Origin of the sequence: Mitsuokella multacida DSM 20544, from assembly GCF_000155955.1 — a bacterium.
GTDB classification, from domain to species: domain Bacteria; phylum Bacillota; class Negativicutes; order Selenomonadales; family Selenomonadaceae; genus Mitsuokella; species Mitsuokella multacida.
On record NZ_GG697141.2, the window covers coordinates 875,270 to 894,671 of the forward strand.

Sequence of the window (19,402 nt, forward strand, 5' to 3'; positions counted from 1 at the left end):
GTTCGCAAAGTAGTTTCTTCTGTATAGTTTTGAATGTGCAAGCATTCAATAGAATATCCGGTGATGATGCCTGAATGGTTCCACCTGTTCCCATACCGAACACAGTAGTTAAGCATTCAGAGGCCGAAAGTACTTGTCTGGAGACGGACTGGGAGGATAGGAAGTTGCCGGTTTCATTCCTCGATAGCTCAGCCGGTAGAGCACCTGACTGTTAATCAGGCTGTCGCAGGTTCGAATCCTGCTCGAGGAGCCAATTTTTAAAACCCCTGGGGTGATTGGGGTATAGCCAAGTCGGTTAAGGCACGGGACTTTGACTCCCGCATTCGTTGGTTCGAGTCCAACTACCCCAGCCAGTGCGGTTCACTAGCTCAGTTGGTAGAGCACCTGACTTTTAATCAGGGTGTCCCGGGTTCGAATCCCGGGTGAGCCACCATTTATATATGTCCACTTGATTTTTTCTTGGCGCCATCGTCAAGCGGTTAAGACACCGCCCTTTCACGGCGGGTTCATGGGTTCGAATCCCATTGGCGTCACCATCATCATGACTCACTAGCTCAACTGGCAGAGCAACTGACTCTTAATCAGTAGGTTCACGGTTCGATTCCGTGGTGGGTCACCATTTTATGGGCGATTAGCTCAGCTGGGAGAGCGCTTGCCTTACAAGCAAGATGTCAGCAGTTCGATCCTGTTATCGCCCACCATTAAAACCTAATTTTTATACGGCCCGGTAGTTTAGTTGGTTAGAATGCCGCCCTGTCACGGCGGAGGTCATGGGTTCAAGTCCCATTCGGGTCGCCACTTGTTTATTACACAGCAATGTGTTATAATATTATCTAACTTGTAAATGCCTCGGTAGCTCAGTCGGTAGAGCAGGGGACTGAAAATCCCCGTGTCAGTGGTTCGATTCCGCTCTGAGGCACCATTTATCAAGCTGGTGTAGCTCAATTGGTAGAGCAGCTGACTTGTAATCAGCAGGTTGGGGGTTCAATTCCTCTCGCCAGCTCCACTTTGCATTATGCGGGTGTAGCTCAATGGTAGAGCTCCAGCCTTCCAAGCTGATCACGTGGGTTCGATTCCCATCACCCGCTCCATTAGTCAGCAATTTGATACTGCCGGGGTGGCGGAACTGGCAGACGCAACGGACTTAAAATCCGTCGGTTGGAAACAACCGTACCGGTTCGATTCCGGTCCTCGGCACCACCAATTGTATCAATACCTCTCATTTTCATATTACGCGGTCGTGGCGGAATGGCAGACGCGCTAGCTTCAGGCGCTAGTGATGGCAACATCATGGAGGTTCAAGTCCTCTCGACCGCACCATCTAAAATCTTCATATTGTATCATGCGGTCGTGGCGGAATTGGCAGACGCGCTACTTTGAGGGGGTAGTGTTCACAAGACGTATGGGTTCAAGTCCCATCGACCGCACCATTTGCTTAAAGCAGCACTTGGTGCTGTTTTCATAAAAAATTACATATCATGCGGTTATGGCGGAATTGGCAGACGCGCTAGCTTCAGGCGCTAGTGGTGGCAACACCTTGGAGGTTCAAGTCCTCTTGACCGCACCATATCTCGCGGTCGTGGCGGAATTGGCAGACGCGCTACTTTGAGGGGGTAGTGTTCACAAGACGTATGGGTTCAAGTCCCATCGACCGCACCATTTGAAATATCAAGCTCAGATTCATATCTGAGCTTTTTCTGTATCTATGCAGTTGTAGATCTGGAGGGAAATCATGATGCGACATGTTCTGGCGGCGCTCTTTCTGCCGCTCTTACTGGTGATGCTCCTGTTCTGCCCGGCACGCGCCATGGCGGCCACAGGCGAACAGGAGCTCGAGCTCGCCTCCTCGCTCGTGGCGATGGCCTCGTACTCGGATGAGCTCAGCCTGCTTGCGCGCGAGTGGCTCACGGAGACGGGCTGGCAGTTCCAGAGCCAGACGACGTCGACGTCTCTGGCGCAGGGGCGCTATCATCTCGTGGTGAAAGAATTGCCCGATGGCCGCCGCACCGTCTTGCTGGCCTTCCCCGGCACGGAGAATGTCAGCGACGCGAAGGTCGACCTGCGCACGGTGTCCGTGCCGTTCGGCGGCTCCAAGGTCGAGGAATTCCGGACCATCGCAGAGCAGGACCGCCATGCGACAGCGTATCCGCTCGTCCACAAGGGATTTGACGACTACACGATGACGGCGCTGTTCCACGATCCCATCGAGTCCGCTGAGGATGGGGGAAATAAAGCGGTGGGGCAGACCATGGGAGAGGCGCTTGCTGCGGAGCTCCGCGAGCATCCGGAAGAGATTCTCTGTTTGACGGGGCATAGCCTCGGCGGTGCGGCCGCTATCCTGACGGCTGCCCGTCTCAGCGATATGGGCGTTCGCCCAGAGCAGCTGCGCGTCATTACGTTCGGCTCACCGGCTGTCGGCAATACGGCCTTCGCGCGGCGCTACGAGAAGCGCATGCAGCTCACGCGCATCGTCGTCGCGGGCGACCCGGTAGCGGCGGCCCTGCAGTCGCTCGGCACGCGCTACGTGCAGTTCGGAACGCGCACGGTCTGGAAGCAGGACCGCAGCTCAGCCCGCTTCGAGCACGAGATGGTCGTCTACCTCGACAAGGCCCTGCGCCATTATCTGGTGGATGATGGTGCAGATGCGTCCACCGCTGAGATTGACGATATTGCCCGGGGTGTACTGGACAGCCAGCCGAAGGCAGTCGCTGGCGGCATCCTGGTCGCCGCGCCGACACTGGAACTCGACCCACTCGTTGCAGACGATGCTGCGGTTGATGCAAAGGCCTTGCAGGGAGCATGGCAGAACCGCTATGCGCCTTGTCTCGTGCGGTCTGCAACGGAGCCGTCTGACATCACTTCCCTGTCTGCCGCCGCGCGGCGCTCGAACTGCCGTTATCTCGTGCGGCAGCACGTGTCGGTCGAGCGGGTGCGCGACGAGGACGATGTCGTGCGCGTCATCCTCGAGACTTCTGTCTACGATGCAAAGGGCAATCTCGTCACGGCCGCATCGAAGAGCACGACGACCAAGCGTATGACGGCACTGGAGGCGGTCTGCTACCTGCAGTTTTCTACGCTGCGCGATCTCGATACCGTATTCGTAATACAGAATACATAAAATTCTCTGAAAACTATCTTGACTTTCGGTCGTGCATCCTGTACAATAAAGATAAGCCAAGGAAAGGTCAGGTTCACCCTTTCCAGACAGCCGATTTACTTACTCAGGATGGAGGAGAGTCCAATGGGCTAGTTAACGAGTCCAGTGGAACACAGTGTATCCCATGCATGACACGAACAACACGAACGGAAGGTTACTATCTCACAGATAACCATCAGCGGTGACGAGAAAGCTGCTGATGGTTATTTTATTTACTTTTTTGAGTCTGAAAAACAGGAAAATAACGCAGCGCGTCGAATTTAAAAAACGTTAATAACATTAGAAGTAAAGAGGGGCGCAAGGCCTCCTTTTTCGTGTAACTCATCTTGTATATCTTAGGGGGATCATTACATCATGGAAAAGGCAAAAGTTTATTTTACAGATTTCCGCGTGCCGGTCGGGCGCAACATCATGCAGAAGCTCCGGGCACTCTGCCTAGCTGCCGGCATCAAGAAGATCGACATGGACGGCAAGTTCGTCGCCATCAAGATGCACTTCGGTGAGCTCGGCAACATGGCCTATCTGCGCCCGCAGTACGCGAAGGTCGTCGCAGACCTCGTCAAGGAGCAGGGCGGTATGCCGTTCCTGACGGACTGCAATACGCTCTATCCGGGCAGCCGCAAGCACGCGCTCGAGCACATGGACTGCGCGAACCTCAACGGCTTCAACACGACGACGACGGGCTGCCAGATCATCATCGGCGATGGCCTGCGCGGCACGGACGATGTCGAGGTGCCGGTCAAGAACGGTGAGTACATCGAGAAGGCCAAGATCGGCCGCGCCATCATGGATGCCGACGTCTTCATCAGCCTCGCACATTTCAAAGGTCATGAGGCGACGGGCTTCGGCGGCGCCATCAAGAACATCGGCATGGGCTGCGGCAGCCGCGCTGGCAAGATGGAGCAGCATTCGTCGGGCAAGTGCGTCGTCAATGAAGAGCTCTGCCGCGGCTGCCGCAAGTGCGCGAAGGAATGCGGCTCGGATGCCATCACCTACGAGAACAACAAGGCTGTGATCCATGAGGACCTCTGCAAGGGCTGCGGCCGCTGCATCGGCGCCTGCTCGTATGACGCCATCCGCAATGAGCAGTGGGATGCCGGCGACCTGCTCGACCGCAAGATGGCGGAGTACGCACAGGCTGTCGTGCAGGACCGCCCGTGCTTCCATATCAACATCGTGCGCGACATTTCGCCGAACTGTGACTGCCACGGCGAGAATGATGCGCCGATCCTGCCGGACCAGGGCATGTTCGCCTCGTTCGATCCGGTGGCGCTCGATCAGGCCTGTGCGGATGCCTGCCTCAAGGCAACCCCGTTGCCGAACAGCCAGCTCGCGGACAACCTCGCAAAGCCGGACTGGCACCATCATCACGACCACTTCCTCGACAACAATCCGAACATCCATTGGAAAGAGACGCTCGAGCACGGTGAGAAGATTGGCATGGGCACGCGCAACTATGAATTGGTGACGATCAAATGAGGAAAAAGCGAAGGCAGATTGATATGCCGCCATCCTATGTCATCGAGCACCTCGACGAGGCCATTGAGAAGCACTGGGTAAGGGTTCACTACCAGCCCATCATGCGCACGATCACGGGGCAGCTCTGCGCGATGGAAGGCCTCGCGCGCTGGGATGATCCGAACTGGGGGTTCCTGATGCCGCCATTTTTCATTGGCATCCTCGAACAGCACAATCTCATCCACAAGCTCGATGCCTTCCTCATTGAGGAGGTCTGCCGCAATCAGGCGCGCGTCAGGAAGGCAGGGCTGCCGTCGGTGCCGGTCTCTCTGAACCTCTCGCGTCTGGACTTCATCAACTGCGATATCTTTGAGGTTGTCGAGAACGCCGTGCGCAAGTACAACGTGCCGCGTGACCTCCTGCATCTCGAGATTGTTGAGAACATCCTGACCGACCGCAACAAGAAGATCGGCGAAGTGCTCGACCGCTTCTGCGCGGCAGGCTATGAGATCTGGATGGATGATTTCGGCAGCGGGTACTCGAGCCTCAAGTTCCTCAAGGACCAGCGCTTTGACGTCCTCAAGATGGACATGGACTTCCTCAAGAGCGATACACAGCGGGCGCGCGACATCATCATCTCAATCATCTCGATGGACAAGCGCATCGGCAACCGGACGCTCGCAGAGGGCGTGGAGACGCAGGAGCAATTCGAATTCCTGCGCGAGATCGGCTGCGAGAAGATCCAGGGCTACTACCTCGGGCGCCCGCGCCCCTACGATGAGACTATCAATAACTGCCTCGAGAAGGGCATCTCCGTCGAGCTGAACTGCTGGAAGGCCTATTACGATGCCATCATGGAAGTCGACTTCCTCACGGGGCATGCCCTGCTGCTCATCGAATACCGTGACCACGCCTACCACATCCTGTTCGCCAACCAGAAGAGCCGCGAGCTCTTCTGGCAGGGTGATGCGGAGAAGTGCAGGAAGTGGGAGGAAGCCTTCAACACCTACAATCAGCCGGCCGTGCGCTACCTGCGGTGTGGTCTGCGGCGCGTCATGCTCAGCGGCGAGGATGAGGAGCTTGCCTATCCGCTTGACGGCGATTTCATCATGATGGACTGCCACCGCGTGATTGCGTACAACGGCCGCTGCCTGCTTTCGGTGAACTGCCGCCTGCACAAGGTCGCGCACGAGGGCGACTTGTTCCGCCCTGCGTATCTCTTGCGCAACCTCTTCTACCTCTACGACAAGGTGGCGACGTTCAACCTCGCGAAGAATGAGGCCATCGAGCTGACACAGCCGCAGTTGAGGTCGGGCCTGCGCAAGGCCCCGCTCGATGAGGCGCTGCGGGAATACCGCGAGCAGGAGGTCTACCATGCGGACCGCAAGCGCTTTGCGGAATTCTTCGATGTCAAGACCATCCCAGAGCGCGTGGCGGCCTCAAAGCTCGGCAGCATCGTCGAAGCCTTCCGCACGAAGGGCCCGGACGGTTCTTTGATCTGGAAGACGCATCGGCTGACGCGTATCTCCAGTAGCCGGGGCGATATCTATTTCTGCGTCGTGCGCGTATCGGATGCGCAGGACCTCGCGGACTACGATGCGAAATGCTGGAACCAGTATGTCCTGCGAGCCGATACAGGCGTGGACAGTGCAGACCTGCTCTGGCGCAACTTCATCACGGGCTTCCCGCTGCCGGCCTTCTGGAAGGATGCCAAGCGGTGCTTCTGTGGCGTCAACCAGAGGTTCCTGGACTTCTATGACTTCGATTCGGTACAGGACCTCGCGGAGCGCACGGATGAGGACATGAACTGGCATGTCCATCCCGAGCCGTTCGCGCGCGATGAGCATGACGTGCTCGAGAAGGGCATTACGCTGCGCGATGTACCGGGACAGTGCCTGGCACGCGGCGTGCAGCGCGACATCCTTGCGACGAAGTGGCCAATCTACGATGCGAAGGGGAATATCGCAGGGCTCATGGGCTACTTCGTCTCTGCTGAGGCACTGGCCCGTGTGCAGCAGCAGTCGCACAAGGCCGCCTTTGTCGATGCGGTGACGGGAACTGCCAATGTCAAGGGCCTGCTGTTCCTGCTCGCGCAGTACCTCGATGAATACCGGTTTGGCCATCGGAATTTCGTCGCGATCTTCATCAAGATCCGCGCGATTGACCGTTTGCTGCGCCGCTATGGCGAGGAGGCCTGCGACGAACTACTCCACTGCATCGCGGAAGAGATACGGCGCGTCCTCGGCCCTGTCGGCGCATCGGGCCGCTTCGGACGGAATCAGTTCCTGGTCTTCAGCCAGTACAACTCGCAGGAAGAGGTGCGCGACCTCGGGCAGCGCCTGCGCACAGGCATCGAATCCATCCACAATTTCGGCCAGCGCAGCTGCACGCTGTTCGTCGAGCTGCACATGGCGTACCCACAGGACCAGTCGGATTTCTACGAGGACATCATCACGGCGCTCTTGGGGCGCTCACGAAAGAAATGAGGAGTTGCTGCTATTGCAGCAGCTCTTTTTTTTGACTTTTTTGGTCGGAGGCTCTATACTATTAGTTAGCAAGCTAACTAATAGGGAATCAATCATAGCGAAGTGGAGGCTCTATCATGAAACGAGAACTCATACCGAGCTGGGAGGAACTCGAGCGGCATCAGAAGATCGTGCCGGAGATCAAGCCGGCGGCGGTCATCGCCATGCTCGAGATCAAGCAGGTCGGTGAAGATATCCAGCACGGCATCATGGATGTCCTGCAGCAGGAATACCACTTGTCGGAAGGAAAGTTCTGCATGCTCATCGTGCTGCATCAGAATCCAGAGGGAATCGCGCCATCGACGATCGCCACAAAACTCGGCGTGACGAAGGCGACGGTCAGCAATATGCTCGTGCGCATGGAGCGCGACGGCCTGGTTGTGGAGAAGCCATCGCCAGACGATGCACGGGCTAAGCGAATCTGCCTGACGCAGGATGGACGGGATTTCATGAATGAGATCCTGCCGCCGCATTACCTTCGCGTCACGAAGCTCACGGAGAAGCTAAGCGAAGAGGAGCAGCACGAACTCATACGCTTGCTCAAGAAATTGTCCGGCTGACAAGAGCTAGTGAGAAAGACAACAAGGGGGATATTGGGATGAATACAAGACAGAAAGCCCTGCGCACGGGGGCCATCTTCATCGCGCTGCTGGTGATTGCCGGCATCCTGCTGATGTACAGAGGCAACGATGCCGTCGCACTGGGCATGGAGAAGAAAGAGGGCATCCTGACGGCAGAGCAGGTCAAGATGTCGTTCGATAGCGTGAGCGGCCGCCTGCTCAAGGAAGCCGTCAAGGAGGGCGATACGGTCAAGGCCGGTGACGTCATCATGGAGCTAGACCCGACGGACACGGACCTCTCGATCGAGCGCACGAAGGCGCAGATTGCTCAGCTCGACGCGCAGATCCGCTCGACGGGCGGCACGCAGTCCGTCAACTACATGAAGGCGGATTCGGATGAGCAGCAGAGCTTCCGCCAGATTGACCAGCAGCGCGCAGCCGTCTCGGCAGCGCAGGCCACGTTCAAGAACAGCCAGGTCGACTACAACCGCAAGGCGGCCCTGCTCGATGCCGGCGCCATCGCGAAGTCGCAGCTCGACGATGCGGAGATGGCCCTGAGCGTCGCTGAGGCCAATGTCACGCAGCAGCAGCAGCTCCTCGACAAACTGCTGTCGGGCGCGCAGGATACAGGCAATACGGATTCCATCAACCTGCCGACGATTGCGCAGCAGCGTGAAGCGGCCGGCAACATGAGCAATGATATCGACGCGCTCATGCAGCAGAAACAGGCGCTCGTCGTGCAGCTCAAGCAGCTCGAGGTCCAGAAGGAGCGCCTGACGCTGCGCGCACCGGAAGACGGCCGCATCATCAAGGTCCTCGCGAAAGAGGGCGAGATGGTCGCCGCTGGCACGCCGGTCGTGCTGCTCGAGAGCAACCGCAGCTACTACGATATCTACATCAGCGAGAAGCAGGCACAGGGACTCGCGGAGGGCGATACCATCACGGGCCGCACGGTAGCGGGCGATAAGCCAGTGGCTGGCACGATCCGCCTGCTGACGAAGGCACCGGGCTTTGCAGACCTCAAGCAGTCGCGCGAGAAGGGCCAGGCGGACCTCACGGCCTTCCAGGTCCGCATCGATGTGGACCCGCAGGACGGCGTGATGCCGGGCATGACGATTGGGGTGAATGAACGTGAATTCACTAAGAGATGAAGTCCGCTTCCTGTTCTCGGGGCAGGGCATGCCGTATGAGAAGGTCTGCCTGATGGTCGCAGCCGTCGTCTGCATCGTCCTTGGCCTCATGCTCAGCAGCAATTTCTCGCACGATGCGCGCGTGGTCGTCATCGACCTCGACAACTCGGCCTACAGCCATGAGCTCACGAGCCGCATCGACGCCTCGGAGTACATGAAGGTCACGGCCGTGCTCAACACGCCGGTCGATCCCTCGACGCTCTTCTACCGCGATCAGGCGGTCGCCGTCATCTACTTCCCGCGGGGACTCGAGAAGGACCGCTACACGGGCGCGGAGAATCACGTCGGCGTCTTCTACGATAACACGAACACAGCGCAGACCTCTGATATCAAGATCGCGCTCAACGAGCTTATCGGCCTCGACAATGCGGCCGAACAGGGCGATACGGGCAGCACGAACGACAGCATTAGCGGCACGATTGGCCTTGCGGACCGCAACCTCTTTAACCCGAGCGGTTCGAACTACAACGTCGAGGTACAGGGCTTCCTGTTCTTCTTCGGGTCGATGTTCTTCACGTTCGCGACGATCGGCATGGTGCCGAGGCTGCGCCTCTCGCATCAGCTCGATAAGATCCTGCTCGAAGGCACGCCGTGGGACATCCTCGTGCGCCTCGTGCCGTACGGCGCCTGCCTGGCCGTCTCCTTTGTCTTCGGCATGGCGATCCTGCGGCTCTTGGGCGACATGACGTTCTCGGGCAGCCTGCTGACCTTCCTGTTCGTGCAGGTCTTCTACGTCCTGACGGTCGGCACGATGAGCGTGCTGTTCGGCTGGACGGCGGCGAACCCGGGCATCGCCTCCTCGCGCATGATCCTGTTCATCCCGGGCGGCTTCATCTTCGGCGGCCCGACGGGTCCGATTTCCTTCTATCCGGACTGGGTCGTCGCGGCGTCGCATCTCTTCCCGCTGACCTGGGAGTTCCACTTCGTGCGCGACATCATCGCGCGCGGCGCCGGTTTTGCGGACATCTCGAAGGAGTTCGGTGCCTTCCTGCTCTACATGGCCGTCGTCCTCATCCTGTTCTGCGCCAAGTTCTTCTCGGCGCGGCGTGCGCTTCTGAAGCGCCAGGCGCAGGACGAGCTTCATCGCCAGAAAATGCAGCAGCTGAGCCTCGAGGAGAGCGCAGCTGCCGGACAGGCGGAATAAGGGGGGAGAAAACTGATGGAAAGGGATAAACTGATTGAGGAGATACAGACCCGAGAGCCGCAGGCCATCCACTGCGACCGCATCCTCGTGCCGACGGACGGCTCGGGGCAGGCCTTCCGGGCCGTCAATGAGGCCATCCACATCGCGGCCATGACGGGCGCGCACCTGACGGTCCTCATGGTCGTCGACCTCAACAAGCACGTGGCCGCCTTTGAGCAGGTCAGCCTCAGCGGCTATGTGCCGGCGGAGCTCAAGATCGCAGCCTACCAGTTTCTCGCGGATCTCATGCACATGATTCCGCCGGAGATCAAGGCGAGGACGCGCGTCGAGGTCGGCAATCCCGGCGAAGTGATCGTTGATGTGGCCGACGAGGAGCAGAGCGACCTCATTGTCATGGGCTCGCGCGGCTTCGGCACGTTCCGCAGCATGCTCGTCGGCTCTGTCTCCCACTACGTCCTGCAGCAGGCGCACTGCCCCGTCCTCATCGTCAAGGGCATGCCGGATGACTGGGACGAGGAGGACTCCTACCTCGGCGAATCGGACGACTGAGAGATAGTCGTGAAATAGAGTTGCTATATTTTGCCAGAAAGATGCCACCTGCTGTAAAATCCATCTACAGCAGGTGGCATCTTGTTGCGTCACATAGTATAATAAAGGGGTATTATCGAAATTTGGGGAGAGAAAGCTATGCATGCAGAATATCTGATGGGCAATGAGGCCATCGCCATGGGGGCGGTCGCGGCCGGCGTCAATGTCGTCGCCGGCTATCCGGGCACGCCGTCGACGGAAGTCCTCGAGACAGTTGCCCGGCACAATCCGGATGGGAAGATCCACGTGGAGTGGTCGACGAACGAGAAGGCCGGCATGGAGGTGGCGGCAGGGGCGGCTTACTCCGGCGCCCGCGCCCTCGTGACGATGAAGCAGGTCGGCCTCAACGTCGCCTCGGACCCGCTGATGAGCCTCGAGTATCTCGGCGTCAAGGGCGGCCTCGTCGTGCTCGTCGCCGATGACCCGGGGCCGATTTCGTCGCAGACGGAGCAGGACACGCGCCACTTCGCCTCGTTTGCCAAGGTCCCGTGCTTCGACCCCGCGAGCGTGCAGGAAGCCTATGAGATGATCCAGGAAGCGTTCGACTTCTCGGAGCGCTACCACACGCCCGTCTTCCTGCGCCCGACGACGCGCATCGACCACGGCTACGCCTCCATCACAGTCAAGGACGAGAGCGAGTATCGCGTCCATGAACCCGAGGGCTTCGTGCGCGATCCAGCGCGCTGGGTCATCTTCCCGCGCCTCTCGTACCGGGCGCATCAGGAGATCGAGCGGCGCAACGAGGAACTCAGCGAGGTCTTTTCCTCGTATGCGCGCAATCAGGTGGAGCAGGGCGCCTGCCGCCGCGGCATCGCGACGCAGGGCGTCAGCTACTCGTACGCCGCAGAGACGCTCGCAGAGCGGGCGGCAGAGGGGAAGGAAATGCCGCGCGTGTTCAAGGTCGCGACGCCGTTCCCATTCCCTGAGAAGCTCGCGGTCGAATTCCTGCAGGGGCTCGACGAGGTGCTCTGCCTCGAGGAGCTCGACCCCGTCATCGAACGCGAGCTCATCTTCCTCTGCGGCAAGTACCAGCTGCCTGTCAGGATCCGCGGCAAGCTCACAGGCGACGTCAAGCGGGCCGGCGAGAACACGCGCGATACGGTCTATGACGATATCGCTGCGTTCATGGGGTGGCCCAAGGCGGAGCCCGCGGCGCTGCCGGAACCACCAGTCTCCGTCGTGCGCCCGCCGGTGCTCTGTGCCGGCTGTCCGCATCGCGCTTCGTTCTACGCAGTCAAGCGCGCGATGAAAGGCCAGAAGAGCGTCTTCTGCGGCGACATCGGCTGCTACACGCTCGGCAACGCTATGCCGCTCGACATGGTCGACACCTGCCTCTGCATGGGCGCAGGCATCGACATCGCGCAGGGCATCGGCGCTGTGACGCCCGGTATGAAGTGCTTTGCCTTCGTCGGCGATTCGACGTTCTTCGCCTCGTCGATCACGGGCATCATCAACGGTGTCTACAATCAGGCGGACCTCACGGTCTGCATCCTCGACAACTCGACGACGGCCATGACGGGCCACCAACCGCATCCGGGCACGGGCCATACGATGATGGGCCAGATCGTCGACAAGGTCTCCATCGAGGCGACGCTTCGGGGCATCGGCGTCAAGACGGTGCGCACGGTCGATCCGCTCGACCTCGAGGCTGCCATCGCGACGGTCAAAGAGGTGGTTGCAGAGCCGGGTGTCAAGGCCATCATCTTCAAGTCGCCGTGCATCGCGATCGTCAAGCCGCTCGGCAGGGCCGAGGTCCTGCAGGATGCCTGCCGCAAGTGCAAGAAATGCATTCGCGAGATCGGCTGCCCGGGCATCGTCGTGGAGGATGGGAACATCAAGATCGACGCTTCGCAGTGCACGGGCTGTGGCATCTGCGCGGACATCTGCCCGTTCGATGCCATCGAAGTCACACCGTTTGCGAAGAGAGAAGGGGGCGCGAAATGATGCAGAAGAATATCATCCTGACGGGCGTCGGCGGCCAGGGCACGGTGCTCGCCTCGAAGCTCATCGCGGCGGCGGCCATGGCCAAGGGGCTGCCCGTCATGAGCGCGGAGACAATCGGCATGGCCCAGAAGGGCGGCGCGGTCTTCAGCCACCTGCGTATCGGCGAAGGCGTCAAGAGCCCGATGATCCGGCGCGGCACGGCGGATCTGCTGCTGGCCTTTGAGCCGGCGGAGGCCGTGCGCATGCTGCCCTACCTCAGGAAGGGCGGCATGGTCGTCGTCAACTCGCACCCCATCATGCCCGTCACAGCAGCGCTGCAGGGCACGGATTACACGGGGGCGGAGATGGTCGCGTACCTTCAGGAGCATGCAGAGCACGTCCTCGTGCTCGACGGCCAGAAGGCGGTCGAAGCCATCGGCAACCCGAAGACGCTCAACGTCATCATGCTCGGCGCAGCGCTCGCGAGCGGTGCACTTGACTTCCTGACGGAAGAAGATGTACTCGCGGCCATCCGCCAGAAGGTCAAGCCGAAGTTCGTCGCGCTCAACGAGAAGGCACTGCGCTACGCTTCGTCGCTGGTGTAAGGAATCAAAGATAAGGCAGGGAATCATATGGAAATCTCAAATGAACAGCTCGCGCTCGTCAATGAGCGCATCGCCCAGCTCCTCGAGGCAGACAGCTTCTACGGCAAGCGGCTGCGCGAATACGGCATCGACCACGTCGCAACGCCGGAGGAATTCAAGAAGCTGCCGTTCTCGGAGAAGAAGGACCTCCGCGACGCCTATCCGCTCGGTCTCATGAGCGTGCCGGAGGAGAAGATCGTGCGCATGCACTCCTCGTCGGGCACGACGGGCAAGCCCGTCATCATCCCGTATACGGCGCAGGACGTCGAGGACTGGGCCACGCAGTTCGCGCGCTGCTACGCGATGGCGGGCGTCACGAATCGCGACCGCGTGCAGATCACGCCGGGCTACGGCCTCTGGACGGCGGGCATCGGCTTCCAGGCCGGCTGCGAGAAGCTCGGCGCCATGGCCGTGCCGATGGGCCCCGGCAATACGGAGAAGCAGCTGCAGATGATGATGGACATGGAGAGCACAGTCCTCTGCGCGACGAGCTCCTATGCCCTGCTCTTGGCCGAGGAGATCGAGAAGCGCGGCATCAAGGACAAGATCCACCTGCGCAAGGGAATCATCGGCTCGGAGCGCTGGAGCGAGAAGATGCGCAAGGCCATCTGCGAGAAACTCGGCATCGATGCCTACGACATCTACGGCCTGACGGAGGTCTACGGCCCGGGCATCGGCATCAGCTGCGATGCGCACGACGGCATCCACTACTGGGATGACTTCATCTACGTCGAGATCATCGACCCGCAGACGGGCGAGACGCTGCCTGACGGCGAGTGGGGCGAGATCGTCATCACGACGCTGCGCAAGGAGGGCGCGCCGCTCATCCGCTTCCGCACGCACGACCTCTCGCGCATCTTGCCGGGCGACTGCCCGTGCGGCAGCAAGTTCCCGCGGCTCGACACGATCCAGGGCCGCACGGACGACATGGTCAAGATCAAGGGCGTCAACCTCTTCCCCGCGCAGATCGAGGAAATCCTCAAGACCTTCCCCGAGGTCTCGAGCGAATACCAGATCCACATCTCGCATCTCGACGGCAAGGACACGATGCGCCTCTACGTGGAGACGAACGGCAGCATCGACTTCCTCGACCTCGCGAAGCGCATCGCCGAGCGCGTCAAGAGCCGCATCGGCTTCACGCCGCTCGTCAAGGTCGTCGAGATCGGCGTCCTGCCGCGTTCCGAGAAGAAGACGAAGCGCGTGATCGATACGCGCTATGAATGATGTGAACGATATGGATGATAAGTGCGATAGCAATGAGCCGCGGGAAATCATCACGGTCTGGCCCGACTTCGCGGACGCTTTCGTCTGCAAGGCTGATAGGTGCCAGCACACGTGCTGCCGCGGCTGGGAAATCGACATCGATGCGGCGACGACCGCGTATTATGATTCGCTTGAAGGCCCCATCGGCGAGGAACTGCGCGAGAACATCGACGCGCAGGCAGACGGCACGCATTCGTTCCATCTGACGCAGGATGAGCGCTGCCCCTTCCTGCGTGAGGACGGCCTCTGCCGCCTGATCCGCACGCTCGGGGAAGAGGCACTCTGCGAGGTCTGCACGATGCACCCGCGCTTCTTCATCATGAGCGGTCAGCTGGAGCTCGCGGGCTTCGGACTGGCCTGCGAGAAGGCGGTCGAGCTCTTGCTCGCGGCAGACAGCCTGCGCCTGCGGGCGGAGGGCGAGAGCAAGTCCTTTGACTTTGGCGCCCTGCTGGCCTTTCTGGGCAGGGAGGTGCCGCGCGAGTGGCTGCTGCCGCCGCGCGAGCTGACACTCGCGCAGTTCTCGTTCCTGCTCGCGCAGATGAAGGATACCGAGCCCATCGACGCGGTATGGCCGCAGCAGCTCACGGCTCTGCGTCTGGACTGCCGGCAGCTGCTGCCGCGCTACGCGAAGCTGCTGTCTGAGCGGGGCGAGAGGGCGGCAGAGAAGCTCGTCTCGTACCTGCTCTACCGCCAGCTCAGCAAGGCGGATGCGTACGGCATGGAGGCGCTCTGCCGCTACGCACGCTGCAATGCGGCCTTCATCTACCTGCTGGCCGCCAAGACGCATGATTTGCCCGAGGCCGTGCGCCGCTGGTCCGAGCAGATCGAGTATGACGAGGAGAATACCGCACGCCTCATCGAAGCGTGCGGCCAGGTGCCGGCCATGTTCTTTTGAGAAGTGGAGAAGTGGATAGGAGAGATGTCTCGTGCTGAGGGGGCTGCCTTCAGGGCGGGGCATCTTTGTTTTCAGGAGGGATGAGTATGGAGCGGCTTGTCATGCATGTGGATATGGATGCGTTTTTTGCCTCGATCGAGCAGCGCGATCATGAGGAATACCGCGAGAAGCCGCTGATCGTCGGCGGGCTTTCGGGGCGCGGTGTCGTCTCGACGTGCTCGTACGAGGCGCGGCGCTTCGGCGTGCACTCGGCCATGCCGATCGTGCGGGCGCGGCGCCTCTGCCCGCAGGGCATCTTCGTGGAAGGTGATTATGCGAACTATAAGGCGGTGTCGCAGCAGATTTTTGCCATCTTTGCGCGCTATGCGCCTGTCGTCGAGCCGCTGTCCATCGACGAGGCCTTCCTCGACCTCACGGGCATGGAGCTCCTGATGGAGTCGCCGCGCGCTTACGCCGAGAAGCTCAAGGCAGAGATCCGCGAGAAGACGGGCCTTGTTGCATCTGTCGGTATTGCGCCGAATAAATTCCTTGCGAAACTGGCCTCAGATCTCGAGAAGCCGGACGGGCTCGTCATCATCACGGAGCAGACGAAGCAGGCCGTGTTGGACCCGCTGCCGGTTGGCCGCATCTGGGGCGTCGGGCAGAAGACGGCTGCAAGGCTCGAGGCCCTGCGCATCCGCACGATCGGTCAGCTGCGCCGGACGCCGCGCGAGCGGCTCGTCCGCGCTTTCGGCGCGCATATGGCAGACCATCTGCTCGCGCTGGCCTCGGGTATCGATACGAGGCCGGTGGCGCCGCGCGAACCGGCGAAGTCCATCGGCAAGGAGGTCACGTTCCCCACAGACATCGAGTCGGCCGAGGCGGTGGAGCGCGTCCTGCTCGCTCTTTCCGAGAAGGTCGGTTATCGCCTGCGCCGCCATGGCTGCAAGGGGCGGACCGTCCAGCTTAAACTGCGCCTCGGCGACTTCCGCACCTACACGCGGAGCCGCACCCTGGCGGAGGCGACGTGCTACGACCGGGAGATCTACGAGACGGCACTCGCATTCTACCGGGCGCTCGGCGTGAAGCAGGGCATCCGGCTGCTCGGCATCTCGGTCTCCGGCTTCGACACATCGGGCGCCATCTCACTCTTCCACGAGGAAGCGCGCAAGGAAAACCTCTACGCGGCCATCGATGCCATCAAGAAGCGCTTCGGTGAGCAGGGCATCACGAAGGCGCAGCTGCTCAAGAAGCGTGATGAGGATAAAGATAACGGCGATGAGGTGTGAAACATATTCGTGAAGGTTCATGAGGATGGTGTCGCCCAATCGTCGAGCAGCTGTTGCCGGATGAACTTGATGAGGAGCCGCTGGTCTTTTGAGATTTGGCGGTTCTTTTTTGTGATGATGCAGCTTGTCAATGAGAGTGGCATGTCAAATGGGATTGTGACGAGGCCATCGAGGGAAGCAACGGCGGGCTCGAAAAGAATGCTTGGAGCCGTGTGTGTGCGCAGCAGACTGTAGAGCGTGGAGAGATGCGGCGAGAAGTAGGCAATGTTGGGTTCGATGTGAGCCGCGGCAAACGTGCGCAAGAGCATGCGCGTGACATAGAATTCCTCGGACAGAAGGACGAGGGGAAATTGTGAGGCTTCTTCTAATGTGATGCACCCTTTCCGGGCGAGCGGGTGTCCTGGCCAGGCGATGAATTTGACAGGACGTGAGGTGATACCATGGTAATGGAGGTCCGGCAGTGTAGAGCCATCGTAATTGACGACAGCGAGGTCCGTCTTTTCTTCTCGTACCAAGCGAGCGGCTTCAAGACCATAGGATTCGACGATGTCGAGCTGGATCTCGGGGTGCTCCTTTTGGAAGATGCTGAGCAGGCGCGGAATCAGCAAGGAAGCCTGCTGCTGCGGCACGGCCAGGCTCACCTTGCCATGGCGGTTTCCCATTTCGCGTACATTTTCTTCGAATACATCGATTTCGCGCAGCAGGACTGTGACTTTCTGTGCGAGCTTCTGCCCGTCCTGGCTGATCCGGATGGTGCGGCCGCTGCGCAGAAAGAGGTTGAGCCCTGTTTCTTCCTCAATGGTCTGCATGGCCTGACTTAGCGTTGATTGTGCCAGGTGAAGTTCGGCAGCTGCATGTGTGATGTTTTGCAGGCGGCAGACCGTCAGGAAATAGCGCATCTGCAAGATTGTCATGAGCGATCCTCTCCTTTGTGACAGGACAGTCTTTTTATCATTAGGATGATTGTAGCGCATAGCACTGTGAAAATCAATCGGTTTTACCGATTATTTTATCGGATATAGCCATTTTTCAAATTGCTGGGATTATGCGATAATAGAATCGTCAAAGGAAAGAAGTTCAGAAGGATCCTGAACATCGGAATCGAATTGAATGGAGTGTGATTATGATGACGACGAAAAACATCTTGGTTGGTATTGGCGCAGCAATTCTTCTCGTACTGCCGACATTTGTCAATATCGCTTCAGCGGGAACGGAGGCAAGCGTGTCCGAACAGCAGGTCCTGACAGAGCCTTATGCAGGAAATTGCAGCTATGCTGATGACACGCTGGCACCTGATTATATGTTGGAAGTTCGTGGCGTTGATCGCTGAGACAGTCGCTTAAGAGCATGTAGGACAGGTAAAAAATTGATACGGTATGATAACAGGTACTCCGTGTAGTCGAAACTTGATTTTGACGCGCGGAGTTTTTTTATGCAAGACCGTGCAGGCGACGGCGATAAAGATGGCAAGGTGTGAAAAATATTATAGGAAAAGGGCAGCAAGTCTGCTAAAATAAGAAAAGATACGATACGACTCCGAGCGAAATCCGCTAAGGCCGGACATCATGGGCTGGCTATGTGGATGAGCCAGGGTCCCGGGGGAAACGCCGGGGCCTTCCGTGATTGAAAAGGGGCGAAATCCAAGGGGCGAAGGCCATCCTCTTGCAATTGCGGGAGGGTGGCCTTTTTTATTGATTTTTGATGATTCGCACAATGTGCATCAAGATAGGAGTGTTGAGCGCGATGAAGGAAATGAGAACAGTCGATGCAGTCGGGCAGGTGCTCTGCCAGGACATCACGCAGATTGTGCGCGGTGTGACAAAGAACGCGCGGTTCCGCAAGGGCCATGTGATACAGGAAGAGGACATCCCCGTGCTGCTGTCGCTCGGCAAAGACCACATCTACATCTGGGAAGAGAACGCGCAGGAGATGCACGAGAATGAGGCGGCTGACGTGCTGCGCGAGCTCTGCCAGAACGACCATATGACGGCGACGGAGCCGAAAGAAGGCAAGATCGAGCTCGTCGCGACCTGCGATGGCGTCTTCCAGGTCGACGAGGACCGCTTCGATGCCGTCAACGAGCTCGAGGACATCACGATTGCGACGCTTGCGCAGAACATGCCGGTCAAGAAGGGCATGAAGCTCGCGGGCATGCGCGTGACGCCGCTCTTCATCGCGCGCGAGAAGATGGAAGAGGTGCGCCGCACGGCGGGCTCTGAGCCGCTCCTGCGCCTGCTGCCGTATCGCAAGGACCTCAAGGTTGGCGTCGTGACGACGGGCACCGAGGTCTTCCTCGGCCGCATCAAGGACACGTTCACGCCGGTCATCGAGGCGAAGCTCAAGAAATTCGGACTGACAATCACGGAGCACCGCCTCTCAGACGATGTGACGGAACACACAAAGGCCGCCATCGAGGAGCTCTTAGACCTCGGCATGGACATCATCCTCTGCACAGGCGGCATGAGCGTCGACCCGGACGACCGCACGCCGGCCGCCATCCGCGATGCCGGCGTCGACATCGTGACGTACGGGGCGTCGGTACTGCCGGGCGCGATGTTCCTGCTCGGCTACTGTGAGCGCGAAGGCCGCGAGGTCACGGTCATGGGCCTGCCGGGCTGCGTCATGTTCGACAAGGCGACGATCTTCGACATGATCCTGCCGCGCGCAATCGCCGGCGACCGCGTGACGCGCAAGGAGATCCGCCACTTCGGCATCGGCGGCCTCTGCATGCGCTGTGAGGTCTGCCGTTATCCGATCTGCCCGTTCCAGAAGTAAAGAGAGGTACTT

15 protein-coding genes, 15 tRNA genes, 1 rRNA gene and 1 riboswitch are annotated in these 19,402 nt (G+C 59.5%); of the genes, 30 read left to right on the forward strand and 1 reads right to left on the reverse strand.

The annotated features are described in order from the left end of the window. The first annotated feature begins 56 nt into the window (after window positions 1-56). From rrf to MITSMUL_RS04170, 28 genes are all read left to right on the forward strand, one after another. Window positions 57-173 (forward strand): 5S ribosomal RNA (gene rrf, locus MITSMUL_RS04035). A gap of 4 nt (window positions 174-177) precedes the next feature. Continuing rightward, window positions 178-253, forward strand: a tRNA-Asn gene (locus tag MITSMUL_RS04040). A 23-nt stretch (window positions 254-276) separates the two neighbouring features. After that, window positions 277-353: transfer RNA gene (locus tag MITSMUL_RS04045), tRNA-Gln, on the forward strand. Window positions 354-357: 4 nt separating this feature from the next. Next, window positions 358-433 (forward strand) — tRNA-Lys (locus MITSMUL_RS04050). A 28-nt stretch (window positions 434-461) separates the two neighbouring features. Continuing rightward, window positions 462-536 (forward strand) — tRNA-Glu (locus tag MITSMUL_RS04055). 7 nt (window positions 537-543) lie between these two features. Further along, window positions 544-619, forward strand: a tRNA-Lys gene (locus MITSMUL_RS04060). A gap of 6 nt (window positions 620-625) precedes the next feature. Next, window positions 626-701: transfer RNA gene (locus MITSMUL_RS04065), tRNA-Val, on the forward strand. A gap of 20 nt (window positions 702-721) precedes the next feature. After that, window positions 722-798 (forward strand) — tRNA-Asp (locus MITSMUL_RS04070). 48 nt (window positions 799-846) lie between these two features. After that, window positions 847-922, forward strand: a tRNA-Phe gene (locus MITSMUL_RS04075). A gap of 8 nt (window positions 923-930) precedes the next feature. Further along, window positions 931-1,006, forward strand: a tRNA-Thr gene (locus MITSMUL_RS04080). A gap of 11 nt (window positions 1,007-1,017) precedes the next feature. After that, window positions 1,018-1,091, forward strand: a tRNA-Gly gene (locus tag MITSMUL_RS04085). A gap of 20 nt (window positions 1,092-1,111) precedes the next feature. Then, window positions 1,112-1,200: transfer RNA gene (locus tag MITSMUL_RS04090), tRNA-Leu, on the forward strand. Window positions 1,201-1,234: 34 nt separating this feature from the next. Next, window positions 1,235-1,320, forward strand: a tRNA-Leu gene (locus MITSMUL_RS04095). Window positions 1,321-1,344: 24 nt separating this feature from the next. Next, window positions 1,345-1,430 (forward strand) — tRNA-Leu (locus MITSMUL_RS04100). A 50-nt stretch (window positions 1,431-1,480) separates the two neighbouring features. Continuing rightward, window positions 1,481-1,567, forward strand: a tRNA-Leu gene (locus MITSMUL_RS04105). A gap of 6 nt (window positions 1,568-1,573) precedes the next feature. After that, window positions 1,574-1,659: transfer RNA gene (locus tag MITSMUL_RS04110), tRNA-Leu, on the forward strand. A gap of 73 nt (window positions 1,660-1,732) precedes the next feature. Beyond that, window positions 1,733-3,118, forward strand: coding sequence for a lipase family protein (locus MITSMUL_RS04115; RefSeq protein WP_005840214.1), 1,386 nt, complete (start codon window positions 1,733-1,735; stop codon window positions 3,116-3,118). A gap of 393 nt (window positions 3,119-3,511) precedes the next feature. Then, window positions 3,512-4,636, forward strand: coding sequence for a DUF362 domain-containing protein (locus MITSMUL_RS04120; protein ID WP_005840216.1), 1,125 nt, complete (start codon window positions 3,512-3,514; stop codon window positions 4,634-4,636). A gap of 23 nt (window positions 4,637-4,659) precedes the next feature. Beyond that, a complete protein-coding gene (locus tag MITSMUL_RS12080; protein WP_050751634.1) occupies window positions 4,660-7,101 on the forward strand; it encodes a bifunctional diguanylate cyclase/phosphodiesterase in 2,442 nt (813 codons plus the stop codon). A gap of 116 nt (window positions 7,102-7,217) precedes the next feature. Then, window positions 7,218-7,700 (forward strand): MarR family winged helix-turn-helix transcriptional regulator, encoded by a 483-nt coding sequence (locus MITSMUL_RS04130; protein WP_005840221.1) that lies wholly within the window; start codon window positions 7,218-7,220, stop codon window positions 7,698-7,700. A 38-nt stretch (window positions 7,701-7,738) separates the two neighbouring features. Next, window positions 7,739-8,851 carry an HlyD family secretion protein gene (locus MITSMUL_RS04135; RefSeq protein WP_005840223.1) on the forward strand — a complete coding sequence of 371 codons (1,113 nt, stop codon included), beginning with the start codon at window positions 7,739-7,741 and terminating at the stop codon, window positions 8,849-8,851. Then, on the forward strand, window positions 8,826-10,034 hold the full coding sequence (locus MITSMUL_RS04140; RefSeq protein ID WP_005840225.1) for an ABC transporter permease: 1,209 nt from the start codon (window positions 8,826-8,828) through the stop codon (window positions 10,032-10,034). The genes MITSMUL_RS04135 and MITSMUL_RS04140 overlap by 26 nt, the downstream gene beginning before the upstream one ends. A 15-nt stretch (window positions 10,035-10,049) precedes the next feature. Next, a complete protein-coding gene (locus MITSMUL_RS04145; protein ID WP_005840226.1) occupies window positions 10,050-10,583 on the forward strand; it encodes a universal stress protein in 534 nt (177 codons plus the stop codon). Between the two features lie 138 nt (window positions 10,584-10,721). Further along, window positions 10,722-12,566, forward strand: coding sequence for an indolepyruvate ferredoxin oxidoreductase subunit alpha (gene iorA, locus MITSMUL_RS04150; RefSeq protein ID WP_005840229.1), 1,845 nt, complete (start codon window positions 10,722-10,724; stop codon window positions 12,564-12,566). Next, complete coding sequence (locus MITSMUL_RS04155) at window positions 12,563-13,150, forward strand: indolepyruvate oxidoreductase subunit beta (protein ID WP_005840231.1); 588 nt, start codon at window positions 12,563-12,565, stop codon at window positions 13,148-13,150. Before iorA ends, MITSMUL_RS04155 begins: the two co-directional genes overlap by 4 nt. A gap of 27 nt (window positions 13,151-13,177) precedes the next feature. Beyond that, complete coding sequence (locus MITSMUL_RS04160) at window positions 13,178-14,413, forward strand: phenylacetate--CoA ligase family protein (protein WP_005840233.1); 1,236 nt, start codon at window positions 13,178-13,180, stop codon at window positions 14,411-14,413. Further along, entirely contained in the window at window positions 14,406-15,347 is a 942-nt protein-coding gene (gene fliB / locus MITSMUL_RS04165) for a flagellin lysine-N-methylase (protein ID WP_005840235.1), read from the forward strand. The genes MITSMUL_RS04160 and fliB overlap by 8 nt, the downstream gene beginning before the upstream one ends. A gap of 86 nt (window positions 15,348-15,433) precedes the next feature. Then, the gene (locus MITSMUL_RS04170) at window positions 15,434-16,615 is read left to right on the forward strand and encodes a DNA polymerase IV (protein ID WP_040635442.1); all 1,182 of its coding nucleotides are present in this window, start codon (window positions 15,434-15,436) and stop codon (window positions 16,613-16,615) included. A 17-nt stretch (window positions 16,616-16,632) separates the two neighbouring features. On the opposite strand, the gene MITSMUL_RS04175 is transcribed toward MITSMUL_RS04170, so the two are convergent. Further along, window positions 16,633-17,529, reverse strand: coding sequence for a LysR family transcriptional regulator (locus MITSMUL_RS04175; RefSeq protein ID WP_005840237.1), 897 nt, complete (start codon window positions 17,527-17,529; stop codon window positions 16,633-16,635). Window positions 17,530-17,738: 209 nt separating this feature from the next. Between MITSMUL_RS04175 and MITSMUL_RS04180 the strand changes: the two genes are divergently transcribed. Then, a complete protein-coding gene (locus MITSMUL_RS04180) occupies window positions 17,739-17,945 on the forward strand; it encodes a hypothetical protein (protein ID WP_005840238.1) in 207 nt (68 codons plus the stop codon). Window positions 17,946-18,137: 192 nt separating this feature from the next. Further along, window positions 18,138-18,265: riboswitch (molybdenum cofactor riboswitch) on the forward strand. Between the two features lie 93 nt (window positions 18,266-18,358). Next, window positions 18,359-19,390, forward strand: a complete 1,032-nt coding sequence (locus MITSMUL_RS04185; RefSeq protein ID WP_040635446.1) for a molybdopterin-binding protein — start codon at window positions 18,359-18,361, stop codon at window positions 19,388-19,390. Window positions 19,391-19,402: the final 12 nt, after the last annotated feature.

What these genes read in the sequence shown, in the direction of transcription:
- MITSMUL_RS04115 (WP_005840214.1), top strand. Translation starts at nt 1,733, where the DNA reads ATGATGCGACATGTTCTGGCGGCGCTCTTTCTGCCGCTCTTACTGGTG.
- MITSMUL_RS04120 (WP_005840216.1), top strand. Translation starts at nt 3,512, where the DNA reads ATGGAAAAGGCAAAAGTTTATTTTACAGATTTCCGCGTGCCGGTCGGG.
- MITSMUL_RS12080 (WP_050751634.1), top strand. Translation starts at nt 4,660, where the DNA reads ATGCCGCCATCCTATGTCATCGAGCACCTCGACGAGGCCATTGAGAAG.
- MITSMUL_RS04130 (WP_005840221.1), top strand. Translation starts at nt 7,218, where the DNA reads ATGAAACGAGAACTCATACCGAGCTGGGAGGAACTCGAGCGGCATCAG.
- MITSMUL_RS04135 (WP_005840223.1), top strand. Translation starts at nt 7,739, where the DNA reads ATGAATACAAGACAGAAAGCCCTGCGCACGGGGGCCATCTTCATCGCG.
- MITSMUL_RS04140 (WP_005840225.1), top strand. Translation starts at nt 8,826, where the DNA reads ATGAACGTGAATTCACTAAGAGATGAAGTCCGCTTCCTGTTCTCGGGG.
- MITSMUL_RS04145 (WP_005840226.1), top strand. Translation starts at nt 10,050, where the DNA reads ATGGAAAGGGATAAACTGATTGAGGAGATACAGACCCGAGAGCCGCAG.
- iorA (WP_005840229.1), top strand. Translation starts at nt 10,722, where the DNA reads ATGCATGCAGAATATCTGATGGGCAATGAGGCCATCGCCATGGGGGCG.
- MITSMUL_RS04155 (WP_005840231.1), top strand. Translation starts at nt 12,563, where the DNA reads ATGATGCAGAAGAATATCATCCTGACGGGCGTCGGCGGCCAGGGCACG.
- MITSMUL_RS04160 (WP_005840233.1), top strand. Translation starts at nt 13,178, where the DNA reads ATGGAAATCTCAAATGAACAGCTCGCGCTCGTCAATGAGCGCATCGCC.
- fliB (WP_005840235.1), top strand. Translation starts at nt 14,406, where the DNA reads ATGAATGATGTGAACGATATGGATGATAAGTGCGATAGCAATGAGCCG.
- MITSMUL_RS04170 (WP_040635442.1), top strand. Translation starts at nt 15,434, where the DNA reads ATGGAGCGGCTTGTCATGCATGTGGATATGGATGCGTTTTTTGCCTCG.
- MITSMUL_RS04175 (WP_005840237.1), bottom strand. Translation starts at nt 17,529, where the DNA reads ATGACAATCTTGCAGATGCGCTATTTCCTGACGGTCTGCCGCCTGCAA.
- MITSMUL_RS04180 (WP_005840238.1), top strand. Translation starts at nt 17,739, where the DNA reads ATGATGACGACGAAAAACATCTTGGTTGGTATTGGCGCAGCAATTCTT.
- MITSMUL_RS04185 (WP_040635446.1), top strand. Translation starts at nt 18,359, where the DNA reads ATGAAGGAAATGAGAACAGTCGATGCAGTCGGGCAGGTGCTCTGCCAG.